The sequence below is a fragment of the Halalkalicoccus subterraneus genome (genome assembly GCF_003697815.1).
In the GTDB taxonomy this organism is placed as follows: Archaea; Halobacteriota; Halobacteria; order Halobacteriales; family Halalkalicoccaceae; genus Halalkalicoccus; species Halalkalicoccus subterraneus.
Genome location: NZ_RDQG01000058.1, coordinates 1 through 19,781 on the forward strand (window position 1 = coordinate 1; position 19,781 = coordinate 19,781).

Here is a 19,781-nt window from a genome sequence, read left to right on the forward strand (position 1 = left end):
CTGGGTTTGCTGGCTCATCACCTCGCTGACGAGGATCGCATAGGGGTCGTCGGTCCGGCGCCACGGGAACTCACGGTGATCCGTCTCGTACCACTCGATCAGCGCCTCCCGGACGGCCCCGAACTCCGACGGTAACTCCCCACTCATCGGCCTGAACGCAGGGTTCGACCGGTTTAGTCCCCCCGATCCCGTTCGAACCGTTCGTGTCCACCATTAGTGTAATAAAATTTATATTTGATTAGATATACTAATTTGTATGAACAAACAACGGGGCTTCCTCCTCTTTTCCCTCGCGCTCTCGGGACTGGTGGGGCTGTACGTGGTTCTCCCCTTCATCGAGTACGTGCTTGCGTCGGTCCTCCTGGCGTACGCCCTCTACCCGCTGCACGCGCGGCTTGCCCCCCACATTGGACCGCGGCTTTCCCCGATCGCCCTGATCGCCCTCACGGGAGGGGTGGTCGTCCTCCCGTTCGTCCTCGTGTCGCTCGCACTCGTGCGCGACCTCCGGGCGCTCGCGGCCGGCGAGAGCGGGCTCCGTATCGGGGAGGTCGAGGCGTCCATCGCGACCTACACCGGTCGCGAGGTCGACATCGAGGGGCTGGCGATGCTCGGAGCGGAGATGGCCTTCGAGTCGTCGTTTGACGGCATTACCGAACTCTTCGGCGCGGCGCTCCAGGCGCTGTTCGGGCTCGCGCTCGTGCTGTTCTTGCTCTACTACCTGCTCAAGGACGGGGCGTGTTTCGTCTCGTGGCTGAAGGAGGCGACACCCCTTCCTCCGGACGTGACCGACCGGCTGTACTGTCGCATCGACGCGACCACGTGGGCGGTGATCGTCGGGCACATCTTCGTCGCGTTCGTCCAGGGACTGGCCGGCGGGATCGGGCTGCTGATCGCGGGGGTGCCAAGCCCCGTCTTCTGGACGGCCGTGATGGTCCTGCTCGCCCTGTTGCCGCTGATCGGGGCGTTTCTGGTTTGGGCCCCGGCGGGCGTCTACCTGTTGTTGATCGGCCAGCCCTACGCGGGGCTCTTCTTGCTCGTCTACGGGGTCGTCGTCGTGAGCATGATCGACAACTACCTCCGGCCGATCGTCATCGACTCGGGGGCGCAGCTCAATCCCGGCGTGATCTTGGTCGGCGTCTTCGGCGGGATCTACTCGCTGGGGTTCGTCGGGCTGTTCGTCGGCCCGATCGCGCTCGGGATCCTGGGTGCGACCCTCTCGACGGTCACGAACGACTACCACCGCCTGTGAGGGCAGTACTCGGGTCGGGACCGGCACCATAGCGACTTCGAGTGTCGGTTCGTCTCCGGGGACGCCCTCGTTGGAAACGGACAGCCTTGCTTCGACCCGGCCCGGTTTAGGTACCACGGCGTTATCCGCCATCGATGACAACGACCGCTGAGGGTCAGCTGGCAGGACAGGCCGCGCTCGTCACCGGGGCGTCCTCGGGCATCGGCGCCGCGACCGCACGCGCGCTCGCCGACGCAGGCGCATCGGTCGCGCTCGCTGCGCGCCGCGAGGAACGCCTCGAAGAGCTCGCCGACGAGATCGAATCCGACGGCGGCGAGGCGTTCGTCGTGCCGACCGACGCCACCGACGAATCGCAGGTCCGTGAGATGGTCGACACCACCGTTGAGGAGTTCGGCGGGCTCGACGTGCTGGTCAACAACGCGGGCGTCATGCTTCTCGAACCGATCGCGGAGGCCGACCCCGACGACTGGCAGCAGATGCTCGACCTCAACGTCCAGGGGCTGATGGTCGCCTCGCAGGCCGCCCTCGGACACATGCAAGAGGAGGGTGCGGGCGACATCGTGAACCTCTCGTCGGTCGCCGGCCGGAAGGCGTATGCGGGATCGAGCGGCTACAACGCCTCGAAGTTCGGCGTCACCGCCTTCTCGGAGGCGCTTCGCGAGGAGGTCGTCGATTCGGACGTCCGGGTCACGACCATCGAACCCGGCGTGGTCGACACCGAACTCGCAGAGCACATCCCCGACAAGGACCAAAAGGAGCAGATCGAGGGGATGATGGACGAGATGGAGCCGCTCCGTCCGGAGGACATCGCCCGCTCGATCCGCTTTGCGGTGACCCAGCCCAGCCACGTCGATATCAACGAACTACTGATCCGGCCCACGCGCCAGGAACTGTAGCGATAGCATACGGGAAGTCGAAACCCGTATTCCGCCACCGGCCCGACCGGGAGTATGAGCCTCGACGACATCACCGGCGACGTCGAATCGGCCTACTCGGAGCTGGACGACGAGCTGTCGGTCGCGCTCGACAGCCAGACGAGAAACGAGCTCGCCGTGCTGACGGCGGCGCTTGGTCCCGAGAGCACCGACGACCTCGTGCGCCGGGCGGTCCACCTCCTCTTTCAGTCGACGACCGACACCGGCCAGCTCGACATGCACCTCCGGCGCAACTACGACGTCACTTACGACGAGTACCTCTCGGGGATGACCTACGAGGAGATGAGCGGCGGGTCGGTCCCGACCGAACAGACCGACGGGAAGGAGCGTCGCTACCAGTTCTAGACGCTCGGCGCGGACTTTCGATAGCCTGTTGATCCATCGTCCCGTAGTCGCGACAATGGCAGACGAGCCACGTCGGATCGACGACGGCTGGGAGGCGATCGTCTACGACCTCGACGGGACGCTCGTGGACCTGGCGGTCGACTGGGACGAGGTCGCGACCGCGGTGGTGAAGACGTTCGCCGAACGGGACGTCGACACCAGCGGCACCCTCTGGGACCTGCTCGAACGCGCCTCGGAGGTCGATCTGCGGGAACGAGTCGAGGAGATCATCGCCGAGTACGAACGCGGAGGCGCCCACCGCTCCGTGCGCTTGGCCCTCGCCGAGCAGGTCGTCGCCGAGGACCGCCCGGTCGCGGTCTGCTCGCTCAACTGCGAGGAGGCCTGCCGGATCGCACTCGAGGAACACGGCCTCACGGAGCACGTCGACGCGGTGATCGGCCGGGACTCGGTTGCGAAGCCCAAACCCGACCCCGAGCCGCTGGTGGCGGCCGCCAGGGCCCTCGGCGTTCCGCTCGGTCGGACGGTGTTCGTCGGGGACACCGACAGGGACGCGATCACGGCCGAGCGCGCCGGAACCGGGTTTCTGTACGTCCGGGACCTCGATTAGTCGTCCGCGGCCCGTCTTCGTGCGTAGAGGAACGTCGTAAGCCCGATAGCGATCCAGACGACCGACCCGACTCTGATCGTGAACTCGAGTCGATCGCCCCACGTCGGCAGCGTCGTCCCCGTCGAGAGCAGCGCGACGACCGGCGCGCCGACGACGATGGTGAGGACGAACGTCACCTGCATGACCCACCCGTAGTCGGTTCCCTCCGGATCGTGGCGCTCGACAGGTTCTGGCACGGGCGAACGTTGACGTGAGGGGAGTAATCGCTGCCGGTTCACTCCAGTCGGACCGGCAGCGAGCGAAGCCCATGGAGGAACGGGCTCGTCACCGGCGGGTGCTCCCCGTCGACGACCGCGAGGTTCGGATACCGATCGTAGAGGGTTTCGAGCGCGACGCGCGCTTCGAGCCGGGCGAACTGTGCGCCCAGACAGTAGTGGATCCCGTGGCCGAACCCGACGTGTGCGACCTCGCGTCCGGGTCGAAACATCTCCGGCGAGTCGAAGACGGTCGGATCGTGGTTGGCGGCCCCGAGCCAGACGTGGACGTGCTCGCCCGCCTCGATCCGCTCGCCGGCGACCGTGGCGTCCCGAGTGGCGTAGCGCGCGATCGCCTGAACGGGCGCGCGATACCGGATCGTCTCCTCAGTCGCCGCCGGAAGGTCCTCGTGGATCGCCTCGCCGTCTTCGGCGTCCGAAAACGACCGGACGGCGTTCGTGAGGAGGTTCGTCGTCGTGATGTTGCCCGCGACGAGCAACAGCGCACAGAACCCCAACAGATCCCATTCGCTCAGGTCTTCCTCGATGAGCGCGGAGACGAGATCGTCGCGGGGATCGGCCTTCCGCTGCTCGATGAGGTCGGTGAGATAGACCCCGAGTTCGCCCTGGATCCGCTCGGCGCGGTCGGTGTTGACCGTCGTGGGATCCACCAGATCGGTGTCGCCGGCGAGGCCGAGCGACCACTCGCGGAACTGCGCGCGGTCTTCCGTCGGGACGCCGAGCAGTTCGGCGATCATCATCACCGGTAGGGGGTAGGCGAACTCCTCGACGAGATCCATCTCCGATTCGGCCTCGTCGAGTAAGTCGCTCGCGATCCGTTCGACGTCGGATTCGAGGTCGGCGATGGCCCCCGGACGGAAGAAGGATTCGACCATCGAGCGCAGCCGATCGTGGCGCGGCGGATCGGTGTTGATCAGCGACGTGCCGATGATATCGAGGTCGCCCCCAGTGGCCATCGAGCCGTTCGAGGTGAACGCCTCGGGATCGCCGAGCACCCGTTTGACCGCCGCGTAGCCGAAGACGTCCCACGACCGCCTGTCGGGATCGTACCGGACCGGTGACTCGGCGTGGCGCTCCCGGAACCACGGGAACGGATCCCGCTGACGCGCGGTCGTCGCGGCCTCCGCCGGAAGAGTGAGAAACTGCTGATCGTCGGACTGAGCCATGGCGAACGGACGATCATGAGCCGTATTATGATATTGGTTGCAACTGATACTCAAATAGCTCAACAACTATTTCTATAGTTTTAGGCTACAATTCATCCGTATCGCAAAGCACGACGATCCGTCCCGAACCTCCCGCGGAACCCGCCGATTTATCAACGGCGGCGATAACCCTCGCGTATGCCGACCGTTGCGGACCTGCGCACCAGCGAAGAGCCGATCACGATGCTGACCGCGTACGACGCCCCCACGGCCGAACTGATCGAGGCCGCGGGAATCGACGTCGTCCTCGTCGGCGACAGCATGGGAAACGCCGTTTTGGGCCACGAAACGACGCTTCCCGTCACCACCGAGGAGGTCGCGAGCCGGACCGCCGCCGTCTCGCGCGCGACCGATGACGTCCTCGTCGTCGCGGACATGCCGTTTCTCTCCGTCGGCGTGAGCGAGGAGAGTAGTATAGAGAACGCCGGCCGGATGGTCAAGGAGGCCGGCGCGGACGCCGTCAAACTCGAAAGCGGACCCCACACCGTCGAGCTGACCGAGCGGCTCGTCGAGTTGGGGATCCCCGTGATGGCTCACCTCGGACTCACGCCACAACGTGTCAACCAGCTCGGCGGCTACGGCCGCCAAGGCACCACGAAGGACGCGGCACGGGAGATCCTCGACCTCGCGCGCGCCCACGAGGAGGCCGGCGCGTTCTCGCTCGTGCTCGAACACGTCCCCGCAAACCTCGCCGCCGGGATCACCGAGGAGCTCTCGATCCCGACGATCGGGATCGGTGCCGGACCCGACTGTGACGGGCAAGTACTGGTGATCACCGACGTGATCGGACTGGGCAAGTGGTCCCCGCCCTTCTCGACGCAGTTCGGCGACGTGCGAAGCGAGATCGAATCCGCGGTCGGAGCGTACAAGGAGGCCGTCGAGAGCGGGGAGTTCCCCGCCGAGGAACACTCCGAAACGGTCGAGGAAGTGGACGATGTCTACTGATCGAGGAACTTCGAAACGACTCCGTTGAACTCCTCGGATCGTTCGAGTATCGCCAGGTGGGCGGCCTCAGGAATCGTTTCGAACTCACCATCGGGGATCTCCTCGGCCAAATACTCGTGGTATTGGACGGGAGTCAGCCGGTCGTGTTCGCCACAGACCGCGAGCGTCGGGGCGTCGATTCGGTCGAGTTCGCCGCGCACGTCAAAGGTGTGACAGCTCTTGAAGTCGCGTTCGACCACCGCGCGCCCGCACGATTCCATACACTCCCGTGAGTGGGCGAGGAGGTGCTCGTCGGCGGCCTCGGAGAAGAGGTGGCCGGGTTCGTGGAGGAACTCGACCGCCCGCTCGAAATCCTCGGCGAGCCACGCGAGCAGGTCTTCGAGGACGGCGAGTCGCGCGCCCGTACCGGCCAGTACGAGCGCAACGGGTTCGAACTCGCGACGGAGCGCGATGTGGAGGGCAACGGCCCCGCCCAGCGAGTTGCCGACGAGGATCCGTGAGTCCGTCTCACGCGCGACCGCGAGCACGTCGTCGGCGTACGCCGACAGCGTACTGAAGCCCGCGTCGGCCTCGATATCCTCGCTGTCACCGTGACCCGACAGATCGAGCGCGACCACGGGCCGTTCGTCGGCCAGTCGGGACTGTGACTTCCAGACGCCGCGCGAGCCGCCGCTCCCGTGGATGCACAGCATCGACTCGCCCGATCCACCCCGGTCGTGGCGTTCGTAGGCGGTCTCCCGGCCGTGATGCGAGACGGTTTCCATACGGCCGGTTCGACCGCTCGGCTGATAAAGCTCATTACCCTGAACGACAATACTACCGTTCGAGAGCGATCGGTCGACAGTAATGCTACTGCCGGAGAAGCCTTTATATACTCTCATGACTAACCTGTAGTTAGTACCAACATGAATCCACAACACAGAGCGGACGGGCGCGAGACGTTCGCACGACAGTACGAGTACGACGACGGGACCGTGGTCGCCGTGGACCTCGGAACGGAAGCGAGCGACGCGACCGTCGACGTCGTCGGTGGGACGGCGATCGTCGTCGTCGACACCACCGAGGGCGAGCGCCAGGAGGAGTTCGACCTCCCGGCGGATGACGCACGAGCGTTTATCAGAAACGGCGTTCTCACGATAGAGGTGAACGCATGAGCGAGAAACTCACCGTCAAGCCACTGAAACAGAAGGACGCCGGCCGCGGGCTCGCGGCCATCGACCGCGTGTCGATGCAGGAACTGGACCTCGAAAACGGGGATTACATCCTCATCGAGGGCAGCAACGACCGCGCGGTCGCGCGTGTCTGGCCGGGTTACCCCGAGGACGACGGCCGCGGCGTGATCCGTATCGATGGCCGCCTGCGCCAGGAGGCCGGCGTCGGTATCGACGACCGCGCCGAGGTATCGAAGGCGGAGGTCAAACCCGCCACCGAGATCACGATCGCGACCCCGCAGAACCTGCGGATCCAGGGCAACATCGGGCCGCTGGTCCGCGACCGACTGAGCGGGCAGGCGATCACACAGGGCCAAACGGTACGGGTCGGCTTCGGGATCGGCCCGATGTCCGGCGGCGGCCGCGAGATCCCGTTGAAGATCGCCAACACCTCGCCGTCGGGGACCGTCGTCGTCACTGACGGCACGGATATCACCATCAGCGAGAAGCCCGCCGAGCAGATCCACGAGGGGGCTCCCTCCGAGGGAGCGCGCGGCGGCACGCCGAACATCACCTACGAGGACATCGGCGGGCTCGACCGCGAGCTCGAACAAGTCCGAGAGATGATCGAGCTGCCGATGCGCCACCCCGAGCTGTTCCAGCAGCTCGGCATCGAACCGCCCAAGGGCGTGTTGCTGCACGGCCCGCCCGGAACGGGTAAGACGCTGATGGCGAAGGCGGTCGCAAACGAGGTCGACGCCAGCTTCCATACGATCTCCGGGCCGGAGATCATGTCGAAGTACTACGGCGAGAGCGAGGAGCAGCTCCGGGAGATGTTCGAGGAGGCAGAAGAGCAGGCCCCCGCAATCGTCTTCATCGACGAGCTCGACTCGATCGCGCCAAAGCGCGGCGAGACCAGCGGCGACGTCGAGCGCCGGGTGGTCGCCCAGCTGCTCAGTCTCATGGACGGCCTCGAGGAGCGCGGCCAAGTCATCGTCATCGGCGCGACCAACCGCGTCGATGCGATCGATCCAGCGCTGCGCCGTGGCGGCCGTTTCGACCGCGAGATCGAGATCGGCGTCCCCGACAAGGAGGGCCGTCGCGAGATCCTGCAGGTCCACACCCGCGGAATGCCGCTTGCCGACGGAATCGACCTCGAACAGTACGCCGAGAACACCCACGGGTTCGTCGGCGCGGACGTCGCGACACTGACCCGCGAGGCGGCGATGAACGCCCTCAGGAGGATCCGCCCCGAACTCGACCTCGAGAGCGAGGAGATCGACGCCGACGTGCTCGACGACCTGCAGGTGACCGAGGAGGACTTCAAGCAGGCTCGAAAGGGCATCGAGCCCTCCGCGCTTCGGGAGGTGTTCGTCGAGGTGCCGGACACCTCTTGGGAGCAGGTCGGCGGGCTCGAGGACACCAAAGAGCGCCTCCGCGAGACGATCCAGTGGCCACTCGAGTACCCCGATGTGTTCGAGTCGATGGATCTGGACGCCGCGAAGGGCGTCCTGCTGTACGGCCCGCCGGGCACCGGGAAGACCCTGCTTGCGAAAGCCGTCGCCAACGAGGCCGAGTCGAACTTCATCTCGGTCAAGGGCCCCGAACTGCTCAACAAGTTCGTCGGCGAATCGGAGAAAGGAGTACGAGAAGTGTTCAGCAAGGCCCGCGAGAACGCCCCGACGGTGATCTTCTTCGACGAGATCGACTCGGTCGCGGGCGAGCGCGGGCGCAACTCGGGCGACTCGGGCGTCGGCGAGCGGATGGTCAGCCAGCTACTGACCGAACTCGACGGGCTCGAGGAACTGGAGGACGTCGTCGTGGTCGCGACGACCAACCGGCCGGACCTGATCGACTCGGCGCTACTCCGACCAGGGCGACTCGACCGACACGTCCACGTGCCCGTCCCCGACGTCGAGGCCCGCCGGGCGATCTTCGCAGTCCACACACGCGAGAAGCCGCTCGCCGAGGACGTGGATCTCGACGAACTCGCCGAGGAAACTGAGGGATACGTCGGCGCGGACATCGAGGCGGTCTGTCGGGAGGCCTCGATGGCCGCAACCCGCGAGTTCATCAACAGCGTCGGCCCCGAGGAGGCCGCAAACAGCGTCGGTAACGTCCGGGTGAGCCGCGAGCACTTCGAGCAGGCCCTCGGGGAGGTGAACCCGAGCGTCACTCCCGAGACCCGCGAGCGCTACACCGAAATCGAGGAGCGTTTCGATCAGGGTGGCGCCGAACTCGAGGATCAGGAAGTCAGTCGCACCTTCCAGTAAGCTGCCGAACTCCTTTTACGAGATCGGCGCCGTTCGGAACGACCCGCGCACGGACGAACCGCTCGCCGCCGGGCGTCGAGAGCACTGCCGGGAGCACGTTTCGCTCGTCGACCAGCGGGTTTAGTCCGAAGGCCGCGCCGGCGAACGCCAGCCCCGACGGAGTTCGACGCGGGCGATCCGGTGGGCGTAACGGAGCTCCTGTCGGAATGCCATGCTCCGCTATCGAAAGGCGAGACTGGTCAATTATGCGATCAGTCTGAAAGAAAGAATTTTACTCCAGTCGTTCTGCGGCCTCACGTTGGACGAGCGCGCCGGCGTTGGCCTCGGGCAGGGTGACGATGTCGTCGGCCGCGAGCTCGTACTCCCGGTCGTCGATTCCGACGATCTCGCCGACGTCGCGGATGATCCGGAGGGTCGTCCGCGCGATGTCGTCGGATTCGCCCATCCCCGCGTCGGGATGCGACTCCGGATCTGAATCCGCGTTCGAAGGGTCGTCCGCCGGCGTCGACGCCGATCCCCCGGAACCGGTCGTTCGGTTCGACTCCGTCGTCGTTCCCTCGGTCGTCCCGGTTCCGTCGGTCACCGCGCCGGCGGCCGAGGGGATTCCGTCCTCGGACCCGTCACCCATGAGGTCGGCAGCGTCGATCGTCGAGTCCGACGTGACGGGCGAGTCTTCCGGTTCGGGTGATCGGGTCGGCTCCTCGTTTGGCTCGGTCGAATCGACCGACTCAGCCGATCCGGCTGACCCGGTCGATCCAGTCTGATCCGGATTTACCGCCCCGGCGTCGCTTTCCCCGGCGAGCACGTCAAGCACGTGCCCGCGGTTGTCCTTGATCCGGGCGACGAGGTCGGAAAACAGCTCGCGTTCCTCGCTGGTGAGTCCCTCCTCGTCGGCGGGCATGTCCGCGGCGGCGAAGCTCGCGAGCTTGACGAGCTTGCCGACGCGGCGCTCGTAGATGGATTCGACGACCTGCTCGGTCGAGTCGATCTCGCTCGTCAGACGCTGGATCTCAGGATCGTCGAAGGGGTCGTCGGCCTCGCTTGCGCGCGCGCTCCGCTCGTCTTTCAGCGACGCGAGGTGGTCCGCGACATCGGCGTAAAAGGAATCGGGGAGGTGCTGAAGGCTGTCCTTACCCCGCTCGGTGTCCTTGACCGACTGGAGTTCGTCGAGATCCACCTACGGACACACCCCCTCGACGAACCAGTACATACCCCCGATTGACATCCCCGATCCTCTTAACTGTTTCACTCGCGCCCCTTCTCCGCCCAGCCTCGCGCCATCAGAAAGATCCCCGCGTACTCGGGTAGCGTGTGCGTTCCGGGCGTGAGCGACCGATCGAGCCCGCCCAGTTCCACCCGACGGGCCTCGTCGAGTTCGACCGTTATCTCGTGGTTCCGAAACGTCTCGGGGACCGCATCGATCAGCGGGTCGAACTCCTCCAGCTCCGTGCGGTCCAGTCGCTGGACGGCGAGCCCGCTGCCGCCATGCAGGCTTCCCGGAAGGCGGATGAGCCGGTTGGTGTCGGTCGTTACCGGTTCGTCGATGGGAGCGTTCTCCCGGGCGACGCTCTCGGCGACGACCCGCCGGGCGAGGCTGAAGAAGGCGGGATGGACGTCGATGTTGCCCGCCTCTATCTCCTCGCGGTTCTCGTGCATCGCCCGCAGGGCCGCCTTCGCCTTCCCCTCGCCGATTCCCTCGAACTGCCGGAGACGATCGATTGCGGTCTCCTCGTCCGCGTCGGCGAGATCGTCGACGAGCGCCACGACGTGCTCGTGGGCGCGCTTCGACCAGCCGCCGCGGATGTCGAGGGTACGTTTCTCGGCGGGGGTTCGCCGCCCGAGGCCAGCGACCGTCTCGCGGGTGATCAGCTCCTCGAACTCCAGCCCGATCCCGCGGACGTAGTCGACGATCTCCCGGCGTGCGTCGCGTTCGAGGTCCTGAACGCCCGGATCGCGGACGTGAACGTGATAGCCGCGTCCTCCCGAGAAGACGACCGTCAGCTCCTCGAACCCGAAGTCGTCGTCGAGAAAGGACAGCAGTTTGTAGAGCGCTCCCTTGCAGGTCTCGAGCATTTCGCCATACGAGTCCTCGCCGGGGACCACTCCGGGCAGGTGGTCGGCGTCGAGATCGAAGATCAGATCCGAACCGCGCCAGTCCTTCTCGCCCATCGAGCCCGCGCCGGGATCGTCGTAGCGCCCCGCCGAGAAGTAGACGTGTCGGGGGCGCTCGCGCGCGAGGAAGTCCCCGATTTCGCCCAGGTCGAGCAGGGACCGGTGGCGGATCATCGTCGTCGTGCCCGTGCGCCACGGGATATACCCCCACTCGCGCTCGGTGGCTTCGGGCGGCAGGGTCACCGATGTCCGGCGGTAGTGGTCCCGAAACCGCCCCCGAAGGTACGCGCACGTTCGCTCCTCCATACCCGAGTGACTCCCGGTCCCGTTAATATAGGGCTAGCGATCAGCGGCGGAGGTACTCCGAGAGCCGCCCGGCGATCCCGTCGTCACCGCCGCGCTTGAGGTAGAACGACGCACCGCCGTCCTCGTAGTAGTTCTCGATCCGGCGGACGATCTCGAATCCCAACTGTTCGTAGAAGGCGAGCGCTTCCTCGTTCGTTGTCCGGGCGTGACAGGTCACGGTACGGTTCTCCTCGGCGACCAGATCGATCAAGCGCTTGCCGAAGCCCTGTCCCCTGTATTCGGGGTCGACCGCGAGAAAGAGGAGGTAGCCGTCCCGGCGCGTGGCCGCAAACCCGACGAGCCGGCCGTCGATAAAGAGGAGATGGACCGTCGAGCGCCGGTACGCGTCGGTGAAGAAACCACGGCGCTGTTTGAGCACGTCCTCACGCAACCGGATGTCCTCCTTCAGTCGCCACGCGGTTTCGACGTGGGTATCGTCGCCCGGCCCAACGACCTGCAGATCGACGTTGACACTCACTATCAATTATAGTACGACCCTCGTTATAACTTCACCGCCCGTAACAACGCCTTTAGGCACTGCACTACCCCACACACGGTATGGACGCCCGATACGAGCTCCGCGAGCACACCGCCGACGTGGGGGTCGCGGCCTCCGGCCCGACCCTCGATTCGGTCTTCGGCGCGCTCGCCGACGGGCTGGCGGCCGCCCAGTGCGACGAGATCCCCGATTCGGGCGAGCGCTTCTCGTTTTCGCTCGCCGCAGAACGCCGCGATGCGCTGCTGTTCGATTACCTCGATCAGCTCATCTACGAACGCGACGTTCGCCTCGTCCTCCCCGTCGACAACGAGGTCCGGGTCGACACCGACCGGTGGCGACTCGACGCGAGCGCACGCGGCGTTCCTCTCGGGGCGGTCGAGGCTCGCGAAGTGAAGGCCGTCACCTACTCGGAGATGCGAATCGAGGAGCGCGAGGAGGGCTGGGAGGCGTACGTCGTGCTCGACGTCTGAGGTTCGAGGCTCAGTGGAGCCGATTCATCACCGGCGACGCCGTCACGCCGTGGAGGACGACCGAGACGAGGACGACCGTCCCGACGACCGCCCACAGGAGGTCCGCGTCGGCAAACGCTGCCTCGTTCAACCCGTGGGCGAGGTAGTAAAAGGAGCCGATTCCGCGGATCCCGAAGAAGGCGATCGCGCCACGATCGCTCCACGGGAGATCGAACCCGGCGAGTCCGACCATTCCCGCGATCGGGCGGACGAGGAAGACGATCGCGAGTGCGGCGAGGATTCCCTCGGTCGTGAGCGGGCCGAGCAGGCCGCCGGCGATCGCTCCGCCGAAGAAGACCATGATCAGCGCCATCAGCACCTGTTCGGCGAGTTCGGAGATCTGGTGGAGCGAGTCGTTGTACTCGTGGTCGTGCTCGTAGCGCCGGATCATCAGCGCGGCGACGAACACCGCGATGAAGCCGTAGCCGCCGACGATCTCGGTCAGCCCGTAGACCAACAACGTTCCTGCGATCGCCTCCAGTCCCTCGACGGACCGGGCGATCCGCGTCTCCGGGGCGGTCGCGAAGACGAGGCGAGCGAGGATCGCGCCGAGGACGACCCCGACGAACGTGCCGACGACGATCCTGTAGACGACGCTCACGAGCAGCCACTCGCCGAGCCAGTTGCCCGGCGCGAGCCCGACCAGCGCGATCGCGATGGCGAGGTTCGTGAAGGGAAAGGCCAGCCCGTCGTTGAGTCCCGCCTCCGAGGAGAGCGCGAATCGCGGCTCGGAGTCCTCCTCGTTGACGCCGCCCTCACCGGGTTCCGCGACCTGCACCTCGCCCGCGAGCACGGGATCGGTCGGCGCGATGACCGCCCCGAGCAACACGGCCGTCGGGAGGAGAAAGCCCACGAGCCACCAACCGATGAGGGCGGCCCCGGCGATCGACAGCGGCATGGTGATCGCGAGCAGTCGCCACGTCGAGGACCACCCGCGCAGGCTCGCCGGGCGGTCGATCTTCAGCCCGAGGGACATCAGCGCGATGATCACCCCCAGTTCGGCGAGATGTTCGGCGAGCAGTCCCTGTTCGAGCGGGTCGGGGGCAGGAATCCCGGGAACGGAGAAGGCCGCCGCACCGAACGCGACGAAGAAGATCGGCAGCGAGACGGGGCGCTCGGAGGCGACCAACTGTAATACGGTGACCCCGAGCAGCGCGAGGCCGATCACCACCAACGCGACGTGGTAGAGTTCTATCGCCACACGCACCGTACGGAGAGGCCGCCCAAAACGGTTGAGCCTGCACGCCGTTGCCGGCCGTAGATCCATACCCGAGGCGTACGTGAGGGCGAACATGGACGAGCGCTCGCTCTCACGGCGTGGCGCACTGCTCCGGGGCGTCGGTGCACTGGGCATCGCCGTCGGGCTCTCGGGCTGCACTCAGGAGATCGGCGAGCAGTTTCCCCCGAATCGGGAGTGGCCGACCGGGGAGTACGTGCCGGACGTGCCCGTCACGAAGCGCTCCGACGTCGTCACGTCAGGCATCGAGGCCTTCGAGGGACGCGAGATCGAAGACGAGGACGCGTTCGAGAGCGCCCTCGTGGAACGCGGCATCGACGTCGAATCGGTCGAGCGGGACCAAGGAGCGCTCACCGTCGAGTACGTCGCGACCGACCTCGCCGACCGGGGAACGCTCCACGAGATCGGGCCGATCGCGGGGGCGTACGCCGCGCTCATCGCGACTGACTACGAGGCGGAGTTCCTCGAAGTGACGATCCTCGACGAGGAGTCCTCGTCGGTCGGCGCAGCCGAGGTCGAGACCTCGTGGGTCATCGAGTACAACCGCGGCGCCTACACCGCGACGGAGTACGGCGAACTCGTCGCCGGAACGGTCGAGTCACAGCGCTACTCCACCGAGGTGGGGGTGACCTCGGAGGGCTGAGGCGCCGGCGAAACCTATTCCCCGCCGCCGGATCGAGTACCGGTATGACTACCTTCGACGCAAACGGGATCACGCTCGAACAGGTGCGTGAGAACGTCTGGGAGATCCCCCGAGAGGACGGAATGCGCGTACCTGCCCGCGTGCTCGCGAGCGAGGCGCTTTTGGAACAGATCAGCGACGACAAGACGCTCCAGCAGCTGAAAAACACCGCCCACCTCCCCGGGATCGAGAAGCACGCGCTCTGTATGCCCGACGGCCACCAGGGCTACGGCTTTCCCGTCGGCGGCGTCGCCGCGCTCGACGCCGAGGACGGCTGTATCTCGCCCGGCGGCGTCGGCTACGACATCAACTGCGGCGTCCGGATGATGACGACGAACATCACCTACGCGGATCTTCAGGGGAACGAGGAGGAGCTGGTCGACGCGCTCTTCACGAACGTTCCTTCGGGGCTTGGTGGCGGCGGCGTCGTCGAGAGCGGGATCGACACGATCGAGGCCATTCTGGACCGCGGAATGGAGTGGGCGCTCGAAGAGGGGTACGCGATCCCCGAGGATCTGCGTCACTGCGAGGACGAGGGCGTCAGGCACGATAGCGACCCGAGTGCAGTGAGCCAGAAGGCAAAGGACAGGGGGAAGAACCAGATCGGCTCGCTGGGCTCGGGTAACCACTTCCTCGAGGTTCAGCGCGTGACCGACGTGTTCCGCGGGGACGTCGCCGACGCCTATGGCCTGTCCGAGGAGCAGATCGTCGTCCTGATCCACTGTGGCTCGCGCGGGCTCGGCCACCAGGTCTGTACGGACTACCTCCGGAAGATCGAGAAACGCCACGGCGACCTGCTCGCCGAACTTCCCGACAAGGAGCTGGCGGCCGCGCCCGCCGGCTCGGAGTTGGCCGAGGAGTACTACGGCGCGATGTGTGCGGCGATCAACTTCGCGTGGGTCAACCGCCAACTGATCATGCACCGCACCCGGGAGGTCTTCGAGAAGGTGTTCGGCCAGGACTGGGAGGCCATGGAGATGGAGCTGCTCTACGACGTGGCCCACAACATCGCCAAGAAGGAGACGCACAACGTGCGGGTCGGGCCGGAGGACCGACCGATGGGAGGCGGTGAAACCGTCGACAGCGAGGAGCGCGAACTCTACGTCCACCGCAAGGGCGCGACCCGTGCCTTTCCGGCGGGCCACCCCGAGGTCCCCGAGGCGTATCGCGAGGTCGGCCAGCCGGTGATCATCCCGGGTAGCATGGGCGCGGGTAGCTTCGTCCTTCGAGGCGGCAGCGAGTCGATGACCGAGACGTTCGGCTCGACCGCCCACGGCGCGGGACGGGTCATGAGCCGAACACAGGCGAAAAACGAGTTCTGGGGCGAGGACGTCCGGGACGACCTGCAGGACCAGGACCACATCTACGTCAAGGCCCAGAGCGGCGCGACGGTCGCCGAGGAGGCACCGGGCGTCTACAAGGACGTCGACGAGGTGGTTCGTGTTTCGGACGAACTCGGCATCGGGGACAGGGTGGCCCGGACGTTCCCAGTCTGTAACATCAAGGGCTAGGAGATCCAGTACGGGTTATCGTCATCATCGCCGTTTCCCTCCTCGGGATATCGCTTTCGGGCACTGAGCGTGACCGACGCCTCGGGCGTCCCGTCGTCCTCCCAGGGGCTCTCGTAGACCGAGAGTTCGGCGTCGGTGACGTCCCAGCCGGCGGACTCGAGGAGTTCGACGAGTTCGCGCTGATCGGCGAGGATCTCATCGTCCATGGCAGGGAATGCGCAGCCAGCGACGTCATCCTTCCGCTGCTACCGCCCACCCGGCCCACTAGGTCCACTCGGCCCGTGCGGGCCACGAGGGTCGACCCCGATCTCGACGTACTCGTCGGGCGGACGGGGTTTGACCTCCTCACCGCCCTCGAACCGAACGAAACTCAGGTAGAAGGGCTCGCCACAGCCCACCGTCTCGCGCTCCTCGCCTTTCGGCGGACGAAAGGAGAGCCCTGCCGAACCGTCCTCCCCACAGACGAACCGCACGCCGTCGCTTTCTTCGTAGTCCTCGTCGGGACCGGCGTACTCCCATCCTTCGAACGGGTAGGGCGTCACCGACTTGTCGGCGAGGTAGGCGTCGCGTTCGAGTTCGGCGAGCGCTCCACACTGGGGACAGTAGTAGGTGACGGCGACCATACCCTTCGTAGGGAATGCCCGCGTTTAGATCTGCCGTGTAGGGGCTGTTAGCGGCAAAACGGCGCGGTGTCCGGTCCGCGTGTGGCTACCGAGTTGGCAGCCACGCGAGGAGGACGGGGGAGGGCTGCGGCCCCGGAAGCGGTGCGCGATCGCGCACCGCGACTCGGCGGAGCCTGGTGGTCCTCGGAAAATCGGAGATTTCCGGGATCTCGCGGGAACAGAGTTTCCGCGGACCTCGCGGCGACATCGTTGCCGCTCAGCGCCGAGAGATCGCGGAGCGGTCTCTCGTAGCGACATGCAAAGGGCGAGGCGAAACTGCCAAGGTTCGCCGAGGGCTTTCGCGAGTATGATCGACGAGACGGTCGCGGAGATCGAGGAGATGCAGACCCACAGCTCCTCGGTGGTGGCTGTCAAGGCCGCCCGTGCGCTCTTCGAATTGAACGACCGCGAGTACGCGACGGTCGATGAGTTCGTCCGCGACGTCGAGCGAAACAGCTCGGTGCTTCGGCGGGCGAACCCCTCACACGCCTCGCTCTTTAACGTCCAGCGGACGATCACCCGCGACCTCAACGAGGCCGACCCCGACAGCGTCGAGGAGGGCAAAGCCGCCCTCGAAACGGCCATTGAGGAGATGGTCGAGCGCATCGAGGGCGGGAAGAAACGTGCGGCCGCCCACACTGCCGAACTCATCGAGGACGGCACGACGATACTGACCCACGACTACTCCTCGACGGTGAACGCGGCGATCGAGCGGGCCGTCGACGGCGGCGTCTCGGTGTCGGTCTACGTCACCGAGGCCAGACCGCGAATGGCGGGTCGAAAGACCGCGCGGAAGCTCGGCGAGATCGACGGCGTCGAACCCACGCTGATCGTCGACAGCGCCGCGGGCACCTACCTACAGGAGTGCGATTTCGTGTTGATGGGAATGGACTGTCTGGTGAGCGATACGCTGTACAACCGTATCGGGACCTACCCCATCGCGGCGACCGCCGCCGACCTCGACGTTCCCATGTACGTCACCGGTTCGGGGGCGAAGCTCATCGACAGCGGCTTCGCCTTCGAGAACGAGTACCGCCCCACGAGCGAGGTGCTGTTGGAGCCGACCGAAGGCTTCGCGATCGAGAACCCGCTATACGACGCGACGCCCGTCCGACTGCTCGATGGAATCATCACCGACGACGGCGCGATGTCCTTCTGAGGCGATTCCACGCCGAGTCCTGTAGTATAGATCACAAGAACTACCCGGCTGTCGGCCGGAGAAGGGACATGGACGGGTCCCATGAGGAGGAGATCGTTAACGGCGTCAGGCTACACTACGTCGAGGCCGGCGAGGGGCCGCTGGTCGTCCTGCTGCACGGGTTTCCGGACCACTGGTACGGTTGGCGCAAGCAGATCTCTGCCCTCGTCGAGGCCGGCTACCGCGTCGTCGCCCCCGACATGCGCGGATACAACCGCTCGGAGAAACCACCCGGTGTGAGCGCATACCGGATCGACACCCTGGTCGAGGACGTCCGCGCGCTGATCGATCGCTGTGGCACAAAGCGCGCCCATCTCGTCGGTCACGACTGGGGTGGTGTCGTCGCCTGGGAGGTCGCGGCCCGCCATCCCGAGTGTATCGACCGGCTGGTCGTCATGAACGCCCCGCACCCGGGGGCCTACCGCCGGGAACTTCGCGACCTCGACTCCGACCAGCGCCGCCGGTCGCTCTATGTCCTGCTCTTCCAGCTCCCCCTGATCCCCGAGCTCCTCTTTCGCGTCGGCGACCAGCACCTCCTCGAATGGCTGCTTCGCGAGGCGTCGACGAACCCCGAGGCGTTCGACCGGAAGTCGCTCCGGCGGTACAAGCGCGCCTGTGCCGGCCCGGGTGCGATGACGGCGATGCTGAACTACTACCGGGCGGCGTTTCGAGGGACGGTTCGTGCCGCGGTCCCCGGCTGGGGCGATCCCGGCGCGACGACCAGTGACGGGCTGGTCAGTCGCCCCACGCTGGTGCTCTGGGGGACCGATGACGCGGCCCTCTCGTCCACCCTCACCGAGGGCCTCGACGAGTGGGTCTCGGACGTCGCAGTCGAGCGAATCGACGGGGCGGGCCACTGGATCCAGCTCGACGCTCCCGAGCGGGTCAACGACTCACTCGTCGAGTTCTTCAGTCGAGACTGACCCGTTCGCCGCTCGCGTCGCTCTCCTGGATCGCCGCGAGCACGCGCTGGGTCGCGAGTCCGTCCTCGAAGCTCGGCTCGAACTCGCCGCCCTCCGCGACCGCCGAGAGGAACTCGTAGTTCTCGTGGACGAACGTGTGCTCCCAGCCGATGACGTGGCCCGGCGGCCACCAGTGGTCCATGTAGGGGTCGTCGCCGTCGGTCACGAGGACCGTCTCGAACCCGCGCGAGCCCTCGCGTTTGTACTCCAGTTCGTTCAGCCGTTCGAGCGAGAACTCGATGCTGCCCTTCGAGCCCTCGATCTCGATCGTGTGGTCGTTCTTCCGGCCGTTCGCGTTGCGGGTGGCCTCGAAGCTGCCGACCGCGCCGCTCTCGAACTCGGCGGTCGCGAGGTAGGCGTCGTCGACGGTCACTTCGCGGGTCCCGTTCTCGTCTTCGACGGGCCGTTCGTCGGTGAACGTCCGCAGTTGGCCCGAAATTTCGCTGATCTCGCCGGCAACGTCGCCCACGAGAAACCGTGCGAGGTCGATGGTGTGGGCACCCAGATCGCCGAGCGCACCCGAACCAGCGAGTTCCTCGTCGAGGCGCCACGCCCAGGGCGCCTCGGGATCGACCAACCAGTCCTGCAGATACCGCCCGCGGACGTGATATATCTCGCCGAGTTCGCCGCCCTCGATCAGGTTCTTCGCGTAGCGAATGGCGGGAACGAACCGGTAGTTGAAGGCACAGCCGTTGGGGACGCCGGCCTCGCGGGCCGCCTCGGTCATCTCCTCGGCCTCGTCCAGCGTGGGCGCCAGTGGCTTCTCGCAGAAGACCGGTACTCCGGATTCGAGCGCCTCGATCGAGTACTCGGGATGGACGAAGTTCGGCCCGAGGTTGTAGAAGGCGTCCACGTCCTCGATGGCCGCCGAGGGGTCGGTGGTAGTTCTCGAAAAGCCGAGGCGGTCGGCGGCCTCCGCTAGTGCCTCCTCATCGCGCCCGACGAGAACCTCGCGATTGATCTCGGGAGCGTCCGGGAAGAACATCGGGAGCCGTGCCATCGCGTTCGAGTGGGCCTTGCCCATGAACCGGTAGCCGAGAACGCCAATATCGAGCGTCATACGGGCTCGTTCACCGCTC

22 protein-coding genes and 1 pseudogene are annotated in these 19,781 nt (G+C 66.2%); 12 read left to right on the forward strand and 11 right to left on the reverse strand.

From position 1 onward, the window contains the following. Positions 1–147 (reverse strand): annotated as a pseudogene (locus EAO80_RS20415) (A/G-specific adenine glycosylase); the annotation flags it as partial. Positions 148–256: 109 nt separating this feature from the next. Here EAO80_RS20415 and EAO80_RS13730 point away from each other — a divergent pair. The 4 genes from EAO80_RS13730 (at position 257) to EAO80_RS13745 (ending at position 3,136) form a co-directional block, all read left to right on the forward strand. Then, positions 257–1,249 (forward strand): AI-2E family transporter, encoded by a 993-nt coding sequence (locus EAO80_RS13730; protein ID WP_122090445.1) that lies wholly within the window; start codon positions 257–259, stop codon positions 1,247–1,249. 134 nt (positions 1,250–1,383) lie between these two features. After that, complete coding sequence (locus EAO80_RS13735) at positions 1,384–2,145, forward strand: SDR family NAD(P)-dependent oxidoreductase (protein WP_122090446.1); 762 nt, start codon at positions 1,384–1,386, stop codon at positions 2,143–2,145. A gap of 54 nt (positions 2,146–2,199) precedes the next feature. Continuing rightward, positions 2,200–2,529 carry a hypothetical protein gene (locus EAO80_RS13740; protein WP_122090447.1) on the forward strand — a complete coding sequence of 110 codons (330 nt, stop codon included), beginning with the start codon at positions 2,200–2,202 and terminating at the stop codon, positions 2,527–2,529. 55 nt (positions 2,530–2,584) lie between these two features. After that, entirely contained in the window at positions 2,585–3,136 is a 552-nt protein-coding gene (locus EAO80_RS13745; protein WP_122090448.1) for an HAD family hydrolase, read from the forward strand. Here EAO80_RS13745 and EAO80_RS13750 read toward each other — a convergent pair. After that, positions 3,133–3,372 carry a DUF5822 domain-containing protein gene (locus EAO80_RS13750; RefSeq protein ID WP_122090449.1) on the reverse strand — a complete coding sequence of 80 codons (240 nt, stop codon included), beginning with the start codon at positions 3,370–3,372 and terminating at the stop codon, positions 3,133–3,135. The two genes, EAO80_RS13745 and EAO80_RS13750, sit on opposite strands and share 4 nt — an antisense overlap. A 38-nt stretch (positions 3,373–3,410) precedes the next feature. Next, complete coding sequence (locus EAO80_RS13755; protein WP_122090450.1) at positions 3,411–4,577, reverse strand: cytochrome P450; 1,167 nt, start codon at positions 4,575–4,577, stop codon at positions 3,411–3,413. 177 nt (positions 4,578–4,754) lie between these two features. On the opposite strand from EAO80_RS13755, the gene panB reads away from it, so the two are divergent. Then, positions 4,755–5,561 (forward strand): 3-methyl-2-oxobutanoate hydroxymethyltransferase, encoded by an 807-nt coding sequence (gene panB / locus EAO80_RS13760; protein WP_122090451.1) that lies wholly within the window; start codon positions 4,755–4,757, stop codon positions 5,559–5,561. Here panB and EAO80_RS13765 read toward each other — a convergent pair. Next, positions 5,555–6,325: an alpha/beta fold hydrolase gene (locus tag EAO80_RS13765; protein WP_122090452.1), complete on the reverse strand. Its 771-nt coding sequence runs from the start codon at positions 6,323–6,325 to the stop codon at positions 5,555–5,557. The two genes, panB and EAO80_RS13765, sit on opposite strands and share 7 nt — an antisense overlap. 141 nt (positions 6,326–6,466) lie before the next feature. On the opposite strand from EAO80_RS13765, the gene EAO80_RS13770 reads away from it, so the two are divergent. Both EAO80_RS13770 and EAO80_RS13775 read left to right on the forward strand, forming a co-directional pair. Beyond that, complete coding sequence (locus tag EAO80_RS13770; RefSeq protein ID WP_122090453.1) at positions 6,467–6,715, forward strand: Hsp20/alpha crystallin family protein; 249 nt, start codon at positions 6,467–6,469, stop codon at positions 6,713–6,715. Beyond that, positions 6,712–8,985: a CDC48 family AAA ATPase gene (locus EAO80_RS13775; protein WP_122090454.1), complete on the forward strand. Its 2,274-nt coding sequence runs from the start codon at positions 6,712–6,714 to the stop codon at positions 8,983–8,985. The genes EAO80_RS13770 and EAO80_RS13775 overlap by 4 nt, the downstream gene beginning before the upstream one ends. 271 nt (positions 8,986–9,256) lie before the next feature. Here the strand turns inward: EAO80_RS13775 and EAO80_RS13780 are convergent, their stop codons facing one another. From EAO80_RS13780 to EAO80_RS13790, 3 genes are all read right to left on the reverse strand, one after another. Continuing rightward, positions 9,257–10,162 (reverse strand): DNA replication complex subunit Gins51, encoded by a 906-nt coding sequence (locus EAO80_RS13780; RefSeq protein WP_122090455.1) that lies wholly within the window; start codon positions 10,160–10,162, stop codon positions 9,257–9,259. Between the two features lie 68 nt (positions 10,163–10,230). Next, complete coding sequence (priS, locus tag EAO80_RS13785; protein WP_122090456.1) at positions 10,231–11,403, reverse strand: DNA primase small subunit PriS; 1,173 nt, start codon at positions 11,401–11,403, stop codon at positions 10,231–10,233. A 40-nt stretch (positions 11,404–11,443) separates the two neighbouring features. Then, positions 11,444–11,920 (reverse strand): GNAT family N-acetyltransferase, encoded by a 477-nt coding sequence (locus tag EAO80_RS13790; protein WP_122090457.1) that lies wholly within the window; start codon positions 11,918–11,920, stop codon positions 11,444–11,446. An 80-nt stretch (positions 11,921–12,000) separates the two neighbouring features. Here EAO80_RS13790 and EAO80_RS13795 point away from each other — a divergent pair, with 80 nt between their 5' ends. Then, positions 12,001–12,411: an archease gene (locus tag EAO80_RS13795; RefSeq protein ID WP_122090458.1), complete on the forward strand. Its 411-nt coding sequence runs from the start codon at positions 12,001–12,003 to the stop codon at positions 12,409–12,411. A 10-nt stretch (positions 12,412–12,421) separates the two neighbouring features. On the opposite strand, the gene EAO80_RS13800 is transcribed toward EAO80_RS13795, so the two are convergent. Next, a complete protein-coding gene (locus EAO80_RS13800) occupies positions 12,422–13,651 on the reverse strand; it encodes a cation:proton antiporter (protein ID WP_122090459.1) in 1,230 nt (409 codons plus the stop codon). Between the two features lie 91 nt (positions 13,652–13,742). Between EAO80_RS13800 and EAO80_RS13805 the strand changes: the two genes are divergently transcribed. Together EAO80_RS13805 and EAO80_RS13810 are read left to right on the forward strand one after the other, a co-directional pair. After that, the gene (locus tag EAO80_RS13805) at positions 13,743–14,330 is read left to right on the forward strand and encodes a hypothetical protein (RefSeq protein ID WP_122090460.1); all 588 of its coding nucleotides are present in this window, start codon (positions 13,743–13,745) and stop codon (positions 14,328–14,330) included. Positions 14,331–14,374: 44 nt separating this feature from the next. After that, complete coding sequence (locus EAO80_RS13810) at positions 14,375–15,880, forward strand: RtcB family protein (RefSeq protein ID WP_122090461.1); 1,506 nt, start codon at positions 14,375–14,377, stop codon at positions 15,878–15,880. On the opposite strand, the gene EAO80_RS13815 is transcribed toward EAO80_RS13810, so the two are convergent. Together EAO80_RS13815 and EAO80_RS13820 are read right to left on the reverse strand one after the other, a co-directional pair. Continuing rightward, positions 15,877–16,086, reverse strand: coding sequence for a hypothetical protein (locus EAO80_RS13815; RefSeq protein WP_122090462.1), 210 nt, complete (start codon positions 16,084–16,086; stop codon positions 15,877–15,879). The genes EAO80_RS13810 and EAO80_RS13815 overlap by 4 nt on opposite strands. A 39-nt stretch (positions 16,087–16,125) precedes the next feature. After that, positions 16,126–16,503, reverse strand: coding sequence for a hypothetical protein (locus EAO80_RS13820; RefSeq protein WP_122090463.1), 378 nt, complete (start codon positions 16,501–16,503; stop codon positions 16,126–16,128). A 346-nt stretch (positions 16,504–16,849) separates the two neighbouring features. Between EAO80_RS13820 and EAO80_RS13825 the strand changes: the two genes are divergently transcribed. Next, positions 16,850–17,701, forward strand: coding sequence for a translation initiation factor eIF-2B (locus EAO80_RS13825; RefSeq protein WP_122090464.1), 852 nt, complete (start codon positions 16,850–16,852; stop codon positions 17,699–17,701). 68 nt (positions 17,702–17,769) lie between these two features. Then, entirely contained in the window at positions 17,770–18,663 is an 894-nt protein-coding gene (locus EAO80_RS13830; protein ID WP_122090465.1) for an alpha/beta fold hydrolase, read from the forward strand. Here EAO80_RS13830 and EAO80_RS13835 read toward each other — a convergent pair. Then, entirely contained in the window at positions 18,650–19,762 is a 1,113-nt protein-coding gene (locus EAO80_RS13835) for a Gfo/Idh/MocA family protein (protein WP_122090466.1), read from the reverse strand. The genes EAO80_RS13830 and EAO80_RS13835 overlap by 14 nt on opposite strands. Between the last annotated feature and the right edge of the window lie 19 nt (positions 19,763–19,781).

What these genes read in the sequence shown, in the direction of transcription:
- EAO80_RS13770 (WP_122090453.1), top strand. Translation starts at nt 6,467, where the DNA reads ATGAATCCACAACACAGAGCGGACGGGCGCGAGACGTTCGCACGACAG.
- EAO80_RS13815 (WP_122090462.1), bottom strand. Translation starts at nt 16,086, where the DNA reads ATGGACGATGAGATCCTCGCCGATCAGCGCGAACTCGTCGAACTCCTC.
- EAO80_RS13810 (WP_122090461.1), top strand. Translation starts at nt 14,375, where the DNA reads ATGACTACCTTCGACGCAAACGGGATCACGCTCGAACAGGTGCGTGAG.
- EAO80_RS13835 (WP_122090466.1), bottom strand. Translation starts at nt 19,762, where the DNA reads ATGACGCTCGATATTGGCGTTCTCGGCTACCGGTTCATGGGCAAGGCC.
- EAO80_RS13775 (WP_122090454.1), top strand. Translation starts at nt 6,712, where the DNA reads ATGAGCGAGAAACTCACCGTCAAGCCACTGAAACAGAAGGACGCCGGC.
- EAO80_RS13745 (WP_122090448.1), top strand. Translation starts at nt 2,585, where the DNA reads ATGGCAGACGAGCCACGTCGGATCGACGACGGCTGGGAGGCGATCGTC.
- EAO80_RS13795 (WP_122090458.1), top strand. Translation starts at nt 12,001, where the DNA reads ATGGACGCCCGATACGAGCTCCGCGAGCACACCGCCGACGTGGGGGTC.
- EAO80_RS13820 (WP_122090463.1), bottom strand. Translation starts at nt 16,503, where the DNA reads ATGGTCGCCGTCACCTACTACTGTCCCCAGTGTGGAGCGCTCGCCGAA.
- priS (WP_122090456.1), bottom strand. Translation starts at nt 11,403, where the DNA reads ATGGAGGAGCGAACGTGCGCGTACCTTCGGGGGCGGTTTCGGGACCAC.
- EAO80_RS13830 (WP_122090465.1), top strand. Translation starts at nt 17,770, where the DNA reads ATGGACGGGTCCCATGAGGAGGAGATCGTTAACGGCGTCAGGCTACAC.
- EAO80_RS13730 (WP_122090445.1), top strand. Translation starts at nt 257, where the DNA reads ATGAACAAACAACGGGGCTTCCTCCTCTTTTCCCTCGCGCTCTCGGGA.
- EAO80_RS13825 (WP_122090464.1), top strand. Translation starts at nt 16,850, where the DNA reads ATGATCGACGAGACGGTCGCGGAGATCGAGGAGATGCAGACCCACAGC.
- EAO80_RS13765 (WP_122090452.1), bottom strand. Translation starts at nt 6,325, where the DNA reads ATGGAAACCGTCTCGCATCACGGCCGGGAGACCGCCTACGAACGCCAC.
- EAO80_RS13805 (WP_122090460.1), top strand. Translation starts at nt 13,743, where the DNA reads ATGGACGAGCGCTCGCTCTCACGGCGTGGCGCACTGCTCCGGGGCGTC.
- EAO80_RS13755 (WP_122090450.1), bottom strand. Translation starts at nt 4,577, where the DNA reads ATGGCTCAGTCCGACGATCAGCAGTTTCTCACTCTTCCGGCGGAGGCC.
- EAO80_RS13735 (WP_122090446.1), top strand. Translation starts at nt 1,384, where the DNA reads ATGACAACGACCGCTGAGGGTCAGCTGGCAGGACAGGCCGCGCTCGTC.
- EAO80_RS13740 (WP_122090447.1), top strand. Translation starts at nt 2,200, where the DNA reads ATGAGCCTCGACGACATCACCGGCGACGTCGAATCGGCCTACTCGGAG.
- panB (WP_122090451.1), top strand. Translation starts at nt 4,755, where the DNA reads ATGCCGACCGTTGCGGACCTGCGCACCAGCGAAGAGCCGATCACGATG.